Below are 13,675 nucleotides of genomic sequence, written 5' to 3'. Positions count from 1 at the left end.
TGGGGGGCGAGGGGTGCGGCAGGGAAGGGACGAGAGCGATTTCGTCCTACTTAGGTAAGCCTAACCTATCGCATGGCTGGTGCAACTCCCCACCACAGCACCGCACATCCCCGGCCGCCCCTACGCTCCGTCAGTAGCCCGTGCCATATGGCGGCTCAGCGGGATCACCAGCGGGGCACCGGTCTCCTCGTCGTACCGGACCCGGGCGTTGAGCCCGAAGACCTCCCGCACCAGTTCCTCGGTGAGCACCTCCGACGGCGGGCCCTGGGCGACGATCCGGCCGTCCTTCATCGTCACCAGCCGGTCGGCGTACCGGGCCGCCAACGACAGGTCGTGCAGCACCACCACCACGGTGCGCCCCGTGCTGCGGTGCAGCTCCCTGACCAGGTCCAGCACCTCTATCTGGTGCGCCAGATCGAGGTGGTTGGTCGGCTCGTCCAGCAGCAGCAGCTCGGTCTGCTGCGCCAGCGCCATCGCGATCCAGGCACGCTGCCGCTGGCCGCCGGAGAGTTCGTCCAGTGTCCGTTCCGCCAGCTCGTACATGCCGGTGCTGCGCAGGGCCTGTTCGACGGCCGCTTCGTCCTCCGAGGACCAGCGCCGGTACCAGCTCTGATGGGGATGGCGGCCGCGCGCCACCAGGTCGGCGACGCTCAGCCCTTCCGGGGCGGCCGGCGACTGAGGGAGCAGCCCCACGAGCGCGGCCACCTCGCGGGTGGGGATGCGGTGCACGGGCCTGCCGTCCAGCAGGACGCTCCCGCCGGCGGGCTTCATCAGCCGTCCGAACGCCCGTAGCAGCGTGGACTTCCCGCATCCGTTCGGCCCGATGACGGCCGTGACCGTCCCGTCCTGGATGTCCAGATCCAGTGCATGGACGACCGGCCGGTCCCCGTAGGACAGCGTCAGTGCCTCCGCGCGCAGCCGCACCCCCGGGCGGGCGGTGCCGGACTCCGCCCGTTCCGCCGACGGGGTGTCGATGGTCTCGGTCATGATGTGCGGGCCCTTCCGCTCCGAATGAGCAAGTACAGCAGGTAGGGGGCGCCCAGTGCGGCGGTGAGGATGCCGACGGGCAGTTCCAGGCCGCCGAAGGCGGTCCGGCCGAGCACATCGGCCCAGACCGTCACCGCCGCTCCGGTCAGCGCGGAGGCGAGCAGCGGCGGGGTGCCCGTACGCAGCAGCCGGAGGGCGAGCTGCGGGCAGGCCAGGGCCACGAAGGCGACCGGGCCCGCGGTGGCGGTCGCCACCGCGGTCAGCAGGACGGCGGTGAGCAGCAGCGCCGCCCGGGTCCCGGTCATGCGGACGCCGAGGCCGCGCGCGGTGTCCTCGTCGAAGACCAGCGCGCCGAAGGGGAAGGAGAGGATCAGGGCCAGCGGCATGAGCACCGCCAGGGCCCATACGGCCGGCCGTACGGTGTCCCACGAGGCGCCGTTGAGGCTGCCGTTGAGCCAGAGCAGGGCCCGGCCGGCGTCGACGATGTCCGCCTTGATGAGCAGCCAGGAGAGCACACTGGTCAGCACGGCGTTGACACCGACGCCCACCAGCAGCACCCGGTAGCCCGACAGGCCGCGCCGCACGGCGAGCAGGTGGACCAGCACGGCCGTGAAGATCCCACCGGCCACCGCGGCGCCCGGAATGCCGACGCTCGCCAGCGATCCGCCGACGCCTCCGTTCGCGCCGCCGAAGACGATGACCGTCACCGCGCCCACGCCCGAACCCGCCGTGATGCCCAGGATGTCGGGACTCGCCAGCGGGTTGCGGGCCAGCCCCTGGACGATGGCCCCGGCCAGCGCGAGCGAGGCACCGACCAGGGCACCGGTCACCGACCGGGGCAGGCGCAGGTCCAGCACCACCAGCCGGTCGGCCGGGGACCCGCCGCCGAACAGGACGTCGGCCACCTCGCTCACCGGGATCGGGATGTCCCCCCGCCCGCAGTTGACGAGGACGGCGGCGAAGAGGGCACCCAGGGCCAGCAGCGGCACCAGCACCGTGCGCGGCCGCCACACCGCGGAGACCGGCCCGGCCCGTACCGGTGAACGCCCCGGGACGACGGGCGCGGTCGGCCTGCTCATATCCTCACCGCCTGGCGGCGGCGCACGAGTTGGATGAAGACCGGCGCCCCGATGAGCGCCAGCATGATGCCCACCTGGAGTTCCCCGGGGCGGGCCACCAGCCGGCCCAGGGTGTCCGCGGTGAGCATGAGGATGGCGCCGGCCAGTGCCGCCTTGGTGACGATCCAGCGGTAGTCGGGGCCCGCCAGGTGCCGGGCGATGTGCGTGCCCACCAGCCCGACGAAGCCGATCGGACCGCACACGGCGACCGCCGTGCCGGTCAGCAGCGTGATCGCGGCCATGCCGGTCGCCCGGGTCAGTCCGATCCGCACGCCCAGCATCCGCGCCACGTCCTCGCCGAGGGAAAGGGCGTTCAGGCCGGGGGTGTTGAGCGCGGCCAGCAGCAGTCCGGCCGCGATGAACGGCAGTGCCTGGAGGGTGAGGTCGGCGGGTCTGCCGCTGACCGAGCCGACGGTCCAGAAACGGTAGGTCTCCAGGGCCTGACGGTCAAAGAGCACCATGCCCGCCGTGAGCGCCGTGAACAGCGCGTGCGCCGCGGCACCGGCCAGCGCGAGGGTCACCGGGGTGGCACCGCCCCGGGCCAGCGCCCCCACCGTGTAGACGAGGGTGCCGGCGATTGCGGCGCCGAGGAAACCGAACCAGACATAGCCGTAGAGACTGCTGACGCCGAGGAGGAAGAGCGAGGCCACGACGCCCATGCCCGCGCCGGCGCTGATCCCGAGGACCACCGGGTCGGCAATGGGGTTGCGGGTATGACCCTGCATCAGGGCCCCGGCGGCACCCAGCGCAAGACCGGCGACGAGCGCCGTGGCGGTGCGCGGCAGGCGCAGCGAGCGGACGATGACGTCCCCTTCCCTGCCCGCGGGGCTCCACAGTCCGTGCCAGACCTGTGCGGGAGTCAGGGGCTCGGCGCCCAGTGCGATGCTCAGCAGCACGGCCAGGGCCAGGAGGCCCACCAGAACTCCCAGCCATATCCACCGAGTTCTGGCTCTTTGCGCCACAACCTGCCGGATTCCCCCCTCGCGGGGTGGTGCAGGTAGCGTTTCGGTCACGGACCCCTCCACAGCGAATTCTGGCCACTTAGGCTAGCCTATCCTTATTACGCACTATGTGGACCGAGAAGGGACCCCGCTGATGAGAGCCCGTTGGCTCAGCCGTTTTTGCCGCTCCGTAGGAGCTGTCGCTGTGACCGCAGGACTGCTCGCCACTGCCGCTTGCGGCGGCAGCTCGGACAAGGATACGGATGGCAAGGGCAGTGATGCTTCGTCAGCCGTCGGCGCCGCCTTCCCGCGCACGGTCGAGCACGCCATGGGAAAGACGGAGATCAAGAAGGCTCCCCAGCGTGTGGTGGCTCTCGACATGACCTTTGTGGACGCCACATTGGCGCTGCAGACCAATGTCGTGGGATACACCACATTCTCCGCCCCGGACGAGAAGCTGCCCGCGTACTTCGGCGCGGACGCGGCCACGTACGGAGCCAAGGCGACTCCGGTCGGCATGCTGGACGAGCCCAGCCTGGAGAAAATCATCGCCCTGAAGCCCGACTTGATCCTCTCCGCCAAGGTCCGCCACGAGAAGCTGTACAAGCAGCTGTCCGGCATAGCGCCCACCGTGTTCACCGAGGACACGGGTGCGACCTGGAAGGACAACCTCAAGCTGGTCGGCAGGGCGCTCGGCAAGGAGAAGCTGGCCGACCAGAAGATCGCCGCTTATGACAAGCGCGCCAAGACGGTGGGTGACAGCGTCCGCAAGAAGAAGGGCGCCAACCCCTCCGTGTCCGTCGTCCGGTTCGTGGACGGACCGACGCGCCTGTACAAGGAGGACACCTACGTCGGTGTCATCGTGAAGGACCTCGGCTTCGACAAGCCCAAGGACGCCCGGGGCACCGGCTTCAACGCCGATGTCTCCGAGGAACAGATCAAGAAGGTCGACGCCGACGACATCTTCACCACCGCGTTCCCCGACCCCAAGGGGGCCTCGCGGAAGAGCCAGGAGAAGTTCCGGGCGAACCCGCTCTGGAAGCAGCTCAAGGGCAAGGTCCATGAGGTCGACGACGTCACCTGGATGCTCGCCGTCGGCCTCTACGGCGCCAACTCCGTTCTGGACGACGTCGCCAAGACCTACGGGGTCGACGCCGCGCGTGCCTGAATCACCGCTGCCGGACACCGAGCCGGGGTGAGCCGACGAGAAGGGCCCGGGAACTCCCGGGCCCTTCCGTGTGCTTGCCGCTACGGCCGCGGGCCTACGCCGCACGACGCGGACAGGTCGCGCACAGTTTCTGCGGAGTGAGCGTGTACCACAGGCAGCAGTTGATCCGGGTGCGGGTGGGCCCACCGGCCGCACCCGGGCCCGGGCCCTCGCAGGCCCGGAAGCCGGCCGCACCCGCGAACGGCGCGGTCCCGCCCGGCAGCAGGGCGTCCGCCGCCGCGGCCGCCCGGCGTTCCTGGCCGGTGACCCGGCCCAGGTACCAGATGCCCTCGGTGAGTTCGTCCGTGGCCAGACCCCACATGACCCGCTCACCCCGGCGCAGCAGCGGCCGGAAGACGTCCAGGACCGGTCCGAGGTGGTCGGCCACCGCACTCCGCAGCTCCCCGCGCAGCTCTTCCGCGTCGGCCACCACATGCACCCCGGGAAGGCCCGAGGCCGGATCGCCCGGCAGGCAGGCGATGCCCGAGGGGGACACGGTGAGCGCGCCGGAAACCTCGTCCTGGCCCAGCCCGTCCAGGGCGACTCTGGGCACCCGCCCGGTGAGAAGCCAGGGCCCGCTCATGGCCACCGTGGCGAGGAACGCATACTCGTGCAGCACGTCCAGGGCCGCCACATCACGCCGGGGCGTCACCCCATGGGCGTCCCGTATTCGTTTGCCGGACAGTTCGACGAGCCATTCCCGGAGCGCCGGATCGCGGACCAGGCGGCGCCCGGTGATCTGCTCACCGCCCGGGCGCGGGCTCACCGAGCCCGCTTCCAGACGGACCAGGGGGCGGATCGCCTCGGTCAGCGGGGCGTAGGTGTCCTGGAGGAGGTCCGCATAGGCCGCGGCCTCGGGAATACGGACCACCTCGGGAGCGGCAACTGCGGTCGTCACGGAGACCCCCACCGGATGTCTGGATCAGGCTTCAAAGCAGGTAAGGCTTACCTTAACAGCTTGGATCTCGGTGGTGATCACTCAAATGGCGCTCATCGGCCGTCGGCCCGGGTGACCGCGAGCAGCGCCATGTCATCGGTGATGCAGCCGCCGGTGTGGTGTTCCACATCGGTGAGCAGAGCGTCCAGCAGCGCATCCGGTCCGCGGAAGTCACGCCCGGCCAGCCTGGGTTCGGGGTCGTAGAAGGCCCCGGCACGGTCGCGGGCCTCGGTGAGGCCGTCGGTGTACAGAAGGAGAGTCGCTCCCGGAGGGAAGGGCACGGTGTCGGCCCGGTCCTCACCGGAGCCCGGCTCCGCCAGGGCCAGCGGGAGGGCCGGCTCGGAGGGCTCCGCGCTGTGCACTTCACCGCCGTGCAGCAGCAGCGGCGCCGGGTGGCCGCGGTTGACCAGCCGCAGCTCGTCGCCGGCGGGCGAGATCTCGGCGAGCACTCCGGTGACGAACCCTTCGGCCTGCTCGGGGCCCGCCCACCGGGCCGCCTCCCGCAACAGCGCCCGCTCCAGCCTGGCCGCGATCCGGCCCAGGGTGGGTTCTTCCTCGGCGGCCTCCCGGAACGCCCCCAGCGTCACATCCACCGCCTTGACCGCCTCCATCCCCTTGCCCCGTACGTCGCCGACCAGGCACCGCACACCGTACGGAGTGTCCTGCACGCCATAGAGATCACCGCCGATCTGCGCGTCCGCCACGGCCGACTGGTAGCGCACGGCGATCCGCAACGACCCGATCGAGGCGGGCGGCTGCGGCAGCACGGCGCGCTGCACGGCGAGGGCGACTCTGCGCGCCGACCGCAGCCGTACATCGCTGTAGTACATGAGGCGGTTGACGACGACGGCAAAGGCCGAGACGGTCGCCACCGCCGCCAGCTCGCTCCACCCACCGGTATCCCCCACGAAGCCGAAGTGAGCGAGCAGCGCGAAATCGGCCGCACAGGCGCCGACGCCCGCCAGGACCGTCGCGCGCAGCGACAGCAGTGCGGCGGCCGTCATCGGAGCGGCGGTGTAGAAGGCCTCGGCACTGAAATGCGGAGAGGTGAGGTAGTCGAGGAGGGCGCCTCCGGCGAGCAGGAGGACGGGCAGCAGCTGAAGGCGGCGCAGGCACCAGCGCTTCACGGCGGTGCGCCCTGCGCCCGGTGCCCTCACGTACCCGCTCCCGCTCCTTGGCCTCGTGCAACACGCTCAAGCATCCTCGGGCCGGAATACGGCTGCCAGTCCTGGGACGGCCGTACGGGTACCGGGCGGTGGGCTCAGCCCGCGCGGACCCGGTCGAGCACCTTGATCCCGAGGTCCAGCGCTTCATCCGGCTCCCGTACCGACTGCTGCAGGTCGATGAAGCAGCTGTCCGCGCCGGAGTCCCGCACGCCGGACAGGACCGCGGCGATGTCCTCGCCGGAGGCGTCCGGCCGCGGGTTGTGGCGGATGTGCTGCCGGAGGACGTCCGGATCACGGCCGGCTTCCTCGGCGGCCCGCCGGGCCATGCCCCACAGCCCGGCATGGGCCTCGGGCGGCAGAGTGACCCCGACCCAGCCGTCGGCGCGCCGGCCGATGCGGCGCATCGCGGCCCGGGTGAAACCGCCCAGGCAGACGGGCGGCCGGGGCCGCTGGACGGGGCGCAGACCGACATGGGCGCGCGGAATGGTCCAGTGCGGCCCCTCGTGCCCGAAGGTCTCCTCGGTCCAGATGCCCTGGAGGATGTCGAGGATCTCGTCCAGGTGAGCACCCCGTCTGCTGAAATCGGCGTTGACCGCGGTGTATTCGTCGCGCAGCCAGCCGACGCCGAGTCCGACGTCCAGTCGGCCGTGGCTGACCCGGTCGAGCGAGGTGAGTGTCCGGGCGAGCAACAGGGGCGGATACCAAGGGGCGTTGAGGGTGCTGGTGCCGAGCCGCGCACGGCTTGTCGCCGTGGCGGCGACGGTCAGCACGGTGAGGGGGTCGAGGAAGGTCCTGTACTCGGGCGGATACGGATTCTCGGGAGTGTGCCCCGGATAGATGTCACTGGGGGAGACGGGGGTCAGCGAACGGTCCCCGACCCACAATGAGTCAAATCCGGCGGCCTCGGCGTCCCGGGCGAACCCGGCGATCGACTCGGCGCGGGCATGGCTTCCGTACTGGGGCAGGGCGATACCTATCTGCATGACCCCATCGTGGACACAGGGCGGCCCAAGATCCGCGCAGCCCAGCATGTGACGCCCGTCATGGCGGGAGCCGGTCAGCAACGGCAACCGGCCCCAAGACGGCCGACAACCCGTCGGCGGAAAGCCCTGGTTGAAGGTCGAGGGCGGCAACGCCGCCCAGACGCCCAAGACCGATTCCCGGCACTCGGCGGGCCTCCAGGCCGCCGTCGCGGACATGCTCAAGGGCATGCGGAAGAAGCAGCGGGCCCGGGCGCCGCATCCGGGCGGTGCCCCTTGGCGATGGGTTCGACTCGGGGCCGGGCGATCCTGGCGTAGTCGGCGCCGGAGATGGCCAGCGAGCGGTCCAGGCGGGCGGCGTTGAAGTAGAGGCACGGCTGTGTGACGACGTCCGGGTCCGCGATGACTTCGAGTCCGGGGTCAAAGCTGAAGGGCAGGACGGTGCCGGGTACGGCATGGGCCAATCGCTCAGCCGTGGCCGCGTCGCAGAATCCGACATAGCGGGCGCCGAACAGCGCGCGGATCGCGTCGAGGTCCACCCGCCGGTCTCCGGGAACGACCGCGAGCACATGGCGAGTGACCCGCCGGTCGACCTTGACGATCAGGATGAGGCACTTCGCGGCCTCCGACGCCGGGTGTCCGCGGAGCGCGCTGACCTTCTCGGTGGCGCCCTCCGGCTCATGGTCAAGGAGTTTGTACGGGGTTTCGGTGCTCTCGAGCAGGCCGATCAGACGCTGGTAGGTGCTGTGGTCCGGCATGGGTCTCCTTGTGTTCGGTGTGTCCGACGTGTTCGATGGTGCGGTGGGTGCGTTCGATGGCCTGTCCCCAGTACGTTCCGGCGACCATGAGCGCCGCACCGAGGGCGGTGAGGACGGTGAACCGTTCACCCCCGAAGCCGATGCCGGCCGCGACGGCCCAGACCGGTTCGGTGCCCAGCAGCAGACTGGCCCGGCTGGCGGAGCTGTGCTGCACCGCCCAGGTCTGGGCGAGGAAGGCGAACACGCTGCAGAACAGGGCGAGATAGACGAGTTGGGCCCAGACCGTGGCATCGATCCGGCCCGCCGTCGGCAGGACGCTCGCGGCGGGCACCGCGAACAGCACGGATCCGGCCACCGTCTGGACGGCCGTGAGCTGCAGTGGCCGCACGGCGCGGCGCTTGGTGAGCCGTCCCACCAGCGCGACGTGTGCCGCGCGTACCAGCGCGGCGGCGAGCATCAGCAGGTCACCCGCCCGGGGAGCGTGGAAGCCGCTGCCGGACATCAGCAGCCCGACGGCCAGCAGGCACAGGCCCGTGGCGGCGAAGAAGCGCGGGGGCAGCCCACCGTGTCCGGCCGTGCGGTCCAGCAGCGGGGTGAGCACGATGGTGAGACTGATGATCAATCCGGCGTTGGCCGCGCCGGTGTGCGCGACACCGTACGTCTCCAGGACCAGGACAGCCGCCTGGGTGACCCCCAGCACCGCCCCGGCACGCACCTCGTCCCGGGTGACGCGCCCGGACCGGCGGCGGGCGCCGACCAGGGCGAGGCAGGCGATCGCGGAGAGCGCATAGCGCGCGAACAGCACGACCAGGACCGGGAGGATCTGGGTGGCCGACTTGGCGGCCAGGTAACTGGAGCCCCAGACGATGGCGACCAGGAGAAGTATCGCGTCGGTGCGGCGGGCTTGGAACACGCACCCACCCTGCATCACCGTCACCATGAAGCCAAGTGTGAGCCTCTTCAGTGACCCTTAAGTTTTGCTACATTACGAGGGTGAACGAACGCCAGTTGCGGATCCTGCGGGAGCTCGGTGAGCTGGGAAGCGTCACCGCCGTCGCCGAGGCACTGCTGATGACTCCCTCGGCGATCTCACAGCAACTACGGCTGCTGCAGCGCTCGAGCCCCGTCCCGCTCACCGAACGCGACGGACGGCGGCTGGTGCTCACCGAGGCCGGTCAGGCCCTGGCCGACGTGGCGATCGAGGTGGAGAGCGCGCTGGCCCGGGCGCGGCACGCCATCGACGACTTCGTCGACCGGCCGGACGGAAGCGTGTCGGTGTCGGCCTTCCACAGCGCGGCCTCGGCATTCTTCCCGCTTCTGCTGCGCGGCCGGTCCGGCCTCGGAGGCCCGCAGCTCTCGCTCGCCGACGAGGACGTGGCACAAGACCACTTCCCGCGGCTGACCCGCGACTACGACCTGGTGCTCGCCCACCATCTGGGCCAGGCGCCTCCGTGGCCGCGCGCCGTCACCGCCACCACGCTGCTGCGTGAACCGCTCGACATCGCCATGCCGGCCAACCACCCCTTGGCCGCCAAACGACACCTCACCCCGCGGGACGTCGCCGATCAGCCATGGATCACCGTGCACGACGGCTTCCCGCTGATGGCCACGATCGACGCCATTGCGACCGCCGCGAACCGACGGCTCGAAATCGCCCATCGCATCAATGAGTTCACGGTGGTCGCCGAGGTGGTCGCCGCCGGGGGAGGCCTGGCCCTGATGCCTCGCTGGACCACACGCGCACATCCGGCACTGGTCCTCAGACCCCTCAGCGGCGTACACGCCCGCCGGCACATCGATGTGCTCCATCGCCCCGAACGCGCCGCACGAAGGGCCGTACGGACGGTGCTCACCGAACTGCGCCGGGCGGCTGCAACGATCCGGAGCCGCGACGGCATCGCGGATTCCGAAGCGAGCAGCGCCGACACCCACCGGCGTGAGGGGACGCCCGCCGACCCGCCGAATATCTAAGCGGTCCCAGATGATGCCCTTCTGGCACAATCCCTGGTCGGGCGGACCGGTGGTGTTCAAACGGTGGAGGTGTCATGGATACCTTGATCATCGCGCTGCTTCTGGTGACCTGGATTTTTTTTGTACGGAAGCCGAGTGACCCGCATATCTGGTATTTCTGGGGGCTTTCCCTGGTGCTCGTCGTGGGCTGGTGGATGATCCACGAGGTCTTTACGCCAGGCGTGACGGAGGTTTCACTGTGAGCCGTCCCGTGCGTTCGGTGGAGCGGGATCTGGCATTGGTCGGCTACTGGGGTGCGAACCTGGTTGTCCTGGCCTACAGCGTCGTCCTGCTCAGTGCGTTCGGCCTCCAGTTCGGAATGTCGGAGCTCCCGTGTGTGCTGTGCATACTCCAGCGGATGGCGATGATGCTCACCTGTCTGGGACCGGTCTACATCATCAGCCGGGCCTTGCACGGCGAGATGTCAGTCACCAACTTCGCCCGGGGATACGGTTTCACGCTGATCGGCGCGGTGGTCGGGATGCTGATGTCGCTGCGGCAGGTCACCAACCGGGGTGCCGCGCTCGACCCGGGCTATGGCACGGCCGTGCTGGGCCTGCACGCCTATACCTGGGCCTTCGTCAGTTTCGCCGTCGTCATCCTGTGGGCCGGTGTCAACATGCTGCTGGCGGTCGAGCTGACCCCGCCGCCCCGGGTGGCCCGCGGGCCGCTCACGACGGCTGTTCTCGCCCTGTTCTTCGTGGTGGTCGCCGCCAATGTCCTGTCGGTTTTCTTCGAGGTCGGCTTCCACTGGGTACTTCCGCATGTCCCGGTCCGCTATCAGCTTCTCTACGACCTCGGTCTCAAATAGCCGAAAGGCCAAAAGGGTTCACCGCCGGTCACCAGGAAGGGCAGTACATGCGACCTCGTTGCCGTCTCGCCGGAATCATCGCCGGAACCGCTCTTGTCACGGTTCTTTCCGGGGCGTGTTCGACCACCGCCAGCAGGGTCAATGGACTCATGCAGAACCTCGCCGGCGAAGGCGTCGGAGATGTCACCCTCGGCCGCATGGGAATCAGACTCCAGGGGAAACTCACCTGCCGGGCCGACCCCACGGTCGAGCACACGGGCTGGGCCGCCGTTGACTGCAGGGCCAGAACACCCGGCGATGACGACGTCCGGCTCTACGGGACGATCACCGATGCCCGGAACGACGAGCACGGCCAGGGCGTCACCAGCGGAGACTTCACCGCCACGGTGAACGGCCGCCCGGCCTTCACCACCAGATGTCTCGGCGCCTGCTGACGCCGGGCGCCGAGGCTGATGACGCCCGGAGCCTGTGACTGGTCCGCGTGCCGAACCCGCCACAGCTTCGGGCAGCAGACGCCCGGCGCTGGATCGCGCTGCGGCCCGGCAGCCTCCGGTCAGGCGCTGTTCGTGGTGAGCTCGGCCTGTTCGGTCTCGGCGGGTGCCCTCTTCGCCGTGCGCTCGGGCGCGGTGAGCAGGGCGATGCCCGCCACCACGGCGGCGAGAACGGCGGCGGCCGGGGCGAGCCGGAGCACACCCGCCAGGGACAGCACGGCACCGCCGAGGCCGGCGCCGATCGCCGTGCCGAGGTAGTTCATCGACCCGTTGAGACTCAGCGCGATGGCGGCCACATCGCCGCCCGCGACGAACACCCGGTTCTGCTGGGGGATGAACAGCGAGGACCCCATCAGGCCGAGGATGAACAGTGCCGCCAGGGTGGGCACGAACCAGTGCTGGACCGCGGCCAGCAGGGCCGACGCGACGATGACGACACCCAGCCCCGCGGTGAGCACGGTCAGCGAGCTGTACCGGTCCGCGAACTTCCCGATCAGCCGGTTGCCCAGGAAGAAGCCCGCGCCGTAGATCAGCAGCGCCACCAGGATCGCGTTGTCGCTGCCCGGTGTGCTCACCCCGACAACGGCCGCGGAGTAGGAGGTGATCAGGAACATCGGCGCGAGCACCAGGGCGCTCACCGCGAGCAGCACGAGCATGCGCGGGTTCACCAGCACCGCGAACCTGGTGCGCATCGTCGTCGCGGGCAGTGTCATCGAGGGCACTCCGATGCCCGCGAGGACCGCGGCCACCGCGGCCAGCACGACGATCGTCCACAGGGTGCCGCGCCAGCCCCAGAGCTGGCCGATCAGCAGCCCGAAGGGCACGCCGAGAACCGAGGCGAGGCCCGACCCCGCGCCGATCATCGCGAAGGCCCGCGACCGCTGTTCGGGCGGGGCCAGCACCCCGGCCACGGCGAAGGCGTTGGCCTGGAACGCCGCCGCGCCCAGCGCCGAGACGACCCGGCCCACCAACACGACCTCATAGACCGGGCCCGCGGCCTGCAGCACCATCCCGATGAGGAAGGCGATCATGCCCGCGCCGATGACGACGCGCCGATCCAGCCGACCGGTCACTGTCGCGATGACCGGCGACCCGATCGCGTATGCGATGGCGAAGGCGGTGGTGAGCTGACCTGCGGTGGTCGTGCTCACCGACAGGTCCGAGGAGATCTCTGGGAGCAGCCCGGGCAATACGAATCCGTCGACCCCGAGCACAAACGTGCCCATGGCCAGGATGGCGAACCGCCAGGTGGGCAGTGAATTCGATGATTGTGGAATCGTCATACGGCGGAGGTTAGTCTATGATTCGACAACGATCAAAGAATGGAGAGGAGCCAACGGGTGCCGCGCACACTGCCCGAGCCGTCCGCCGACTCGTTCGATCTCACGGTCATCCTGAGCGCGCTCGCCGATCCGGGAAGACGCACGCTGATGAGCGCGCTCTACCGGGCCGTCGATCCGATCGACTGCGCGGTCCTGGTGGAACGGGTGGACCTGGGCCTGAGCAACCCGACCATCTCCCACCACTACCGGGTCCTGCGCGAGGCGGGCCTGACGAGGACGGTCGTGGACGGCCGCAAGCGGGTGGTCCGAGTCCGCCGCGAAGAGATGGAGGACCGCTTCCCCGGCCTCCTGGAAGCGATCCTCGGCACCCCCGGCCGAGTCGGAGCCCCCTCCGCCGGGCGAGCGCCGGCGAACGGGGACATGGTGGTGCCGGATCGGGTCGTCGAACCCTCGCCATGACGCTGCCGGTTCGGGCATCCTGGCATGTATGCGCCAGCCGTCTCGGTCCTCCTGCGCGTGGCCGCGCCACAGCCGTACCCGCCGCATGATCCGTCCCGCGCCGGTCGGCTGACCGGATGGCGGGGATGGCGGCACGGCGCTGCGCAGGGTGCGGCCACCCGCGCGGACTCCACGCGATGTCCCTCAGGCGGTGCCTGGGAGCCTCGGCCGGTGAACCCGCCTGTGACTGCGCGCAGTTCCGGCCGAAGGGAGAGGCCGAGCACGAACCGGACGTACTGGGATGCGGGGCCTGCGGGCACGCGCCGTGCCATGGCGCCAACCCATGTGCGGAATACCCGACCTGCCTGTGCAGGCGACCGGACGAGGAACTCCCTTTCTGGGAGAGGCGCGACCCATGGATCATCTGACAGGGGCCGCCTGATGGCATCCGACGGCCCGACTGCAGTTCGCGGCCCTCGCGGCAATCGCGGATATCTCAACTCGCCGGTCGTTACCGAAGAACGATGCGGTGAACGCCTCTTCAGAGC

15 protein-coding genes are annotated in these 13,675 nt (G+C 70.1%); 6 read left to right on the top strand and 9 right to left on the bottom strand.

Annotated elements, in window-relative coordinates:
* Positions 1-120: 120 nt before the first annotated feature.
* The 3 genes from ABCR83_RS15400 to ABCR83_RS15390 are packed head-to-tail and all read right to left on the bottom strand — an operon-like array spanning position 121 to position 3,022.
* Positions 121-987, bottom strand: a complete 867-nt coding sequence (locus ABCR83_RS15400) for an ABC transporter ATP-binding protein (protein ID WP_462695560.1) — start codon at positions 985-987, stop codon at positions 121-123.
* Entirely contained in the window at positions 984-2,066 is a 1,083-nt protein-coding gene (locus ABCR83_RS15395; protein WP_462695559.1) for a FecCD family ABC transporter permease, read from the bottom strand. Before ABCR83_RS15395 ends, ABCR83_RS15400 begins: the two co-directional genes overlap by 4 nt.
* Positions 2,063-3,022 (bottom strand): FecCD family ABC transporter permease, encoded by a 960-nt coding sequence (locus ABCR83_RS15390; protein ID WP_462695558.1) that lies wholly within the window; start codon positions 3,020-3,022, stop codon positions 2,063-2,065. The genes ABCR83_RS15395 and ABCR83_RS15390 overlap by 4 nt, the downstream gene beginning before the upstream one ends.
* 229 nt (positions 3,023-3,251) lie before the next feature.
* Here ABCR83_RS15390 and ABCR83_RS15385 point away from each other — a divergent pair, with 229 nt between their 5' ends.
* Complete coding sequence (locus ABCR83_RS15385) at positions 3,252-4,214, top strand: ABC transporter substrate-binding protein (protein ID WP_462695557.1); 963 nt, start codon at positions 3,252-3,254, stop codon at positions 4,212-4,214.
* 94 nt (positions 4,215-4,308) lie between these two features.
* On the opposite strand, the gene ABCR83_RS15380 is transcribed toward ABCR83_RS15385, so the two are convergent.
* From ABCR83_RS15380 to ABCR83_RS15360, 5 genes are all read right to left on the bottom strand, one after another.
* Positions 4,309-5,151, bottom strand: a complete 843-nt coding sequence (locus ABCR83_RS15380) for a (2Fe-2S)-binding protein (protein WP_462695556.1) — start codon at positions 5,149-5,151, stop codon at positions 4,309-4,311.
* 92 nt (positions 5,152-5,243) lie between these two features.
* Complete coding sequence (locus ABCR83_RS15375; RefSeq protein ID WP_462695555.1) at positions 5,244-6,347, bottom strand: PP2C family protein-serine/threonine phosphatase; 1,104 nt, start codon at positions 6,345-6,347, stop codon at positions 5,244-5,246.
* 104 nt (positions 6,348-6,451) lie between these two features.
* Positions 6,452-7,339 (bottom strand): TIGR03619 family F420-dependent LLM class oxidoreductase, encoded by an 888-nt coding sequence (locus tag ABCR83_RS15370; RefSeq protein ID WP_462695554.1) that lies wholly within the window; start codon positions 7,337-7,339, stop codon positions 6,452-6,454.
* Positions 7,340-7,557: 218 nt separating this feature from the next.
* Positions 7,558-8,094: a YbaK/EbsC family protein gene (locus tag ABCR83_RS15365; protein WP_462695553.1), complete on the bottom strand. Its 537-nt coding sequence runs from the start codon at positions 8,092-8,094 to the stop codon at positions 7,558-7,560.
* Positions 8,021-9,022, bottom strand: coding sequence for a DMT family transporter (locus ABCR83_RS15360; protein WP_462695590.1), 1,002 nt, complete (start codon positions 9,020-9,022; stop codon positions 8,021-8,023). Before ABCR83_RS15360 ends, ABCR83_RS15365 begins: the two co-directional genes overlap by 74 nt.
* Positions 9,023-9,087: 65 nt before the next feature.
* On the opposite strand from ABCR83_RS15360, the gene ABCR83_RS15355 reads away from it, so the two are divergent.
* From ABCR83_RS15355 to ABCR83_RS15340, 4 genes are all read left to right on the top strand, one after another.
* Positions 9,088-10,065 (top strand): LysR family transcriptional regulator, encoded by a 978-nt coding sequence (locus ABCR83_RS15355; RefSeq protein ID WP_462695552.1) that lies wholly within the window; start codon positions 9,088-9,090, stop codon positions 10,063-10,065.
* Positions 10,066-10,139: 74 nt separating this feature from the next.
* Entirely contained in the window at positions 10,140-10,307 is a 168-nt protein-coding gene (locus ABCR83_RS15350; protein WP_462695551.1) for a hypothetical protein, read from the top strand.
* Positions 10,304-10,915, top strand: a complete 612-nt coding sequence (locus tag ABCR83_RS15345; RefSeq protein WP_462695550.1) for a disulfide bond formation protein B — start codon at positions 10,304-10,306, stop codon at positions 10,913-10,915. Before ABCR83_RS15350 ends, ABCR83_RS15345 begins: the two co-directional genes overlap by 4 nt.
* Before the next feature lie 197 nt (positions 10,916-11,112).
* Positions 11,113-11,349, top strand: a complete 237-nt coding sequence (locus ABCR83_RS15340) for a hypothetical protein (RefSeq protein WP_462695549.1) — start codon at positions 11,113-11,115, stop codon at positions 11,347-11,349.
* A 119-nt stretch (positions 11,350-11,468) separates the two neighbouring features.
* Here ABCR83_RS15340 and ABCR83_RS15335 read toward each other — a convergent pair whose 3' ends face one another.
* Positions 11,469-12,689, bottom strand: a complete 1,221-nt coding sequence (locus ABCR83_RS15335) for an MFS transporter (RefSeq protein WP_462695548.1) — start codon at positions 12,687-12,689, stop codon at positions 11,469-11,471.
* A gap of 57 nt (positions 12,690-12,746) precedes the next feature.
* Between ABCR83_RS15335 and ABCR83_RS15330 the strand changes: the two genes are divergently transcribed.
* The gene (locus tag ABCR83_RS15330; protein WP_462695547.1) at positions 12,747-13,148 is read left to right on the top strand and encodes an ArsR/SmtB family transcription factor; all 402 of its coding nucleotides are present in this window, start codon (positions 12,747-12,749) and stop codon (positions 13,146-13,148) included.
* Positions 13,149-13,675: the final 527 nt, after the last annotated feature.

This window comes from Streptomyces xingningensis (assembly GCF_054957865.1).
Note: the sequence above shows the minus strand (reverse complement) of the source record. Positions and strands in the feature narration are given on the sequence as shown.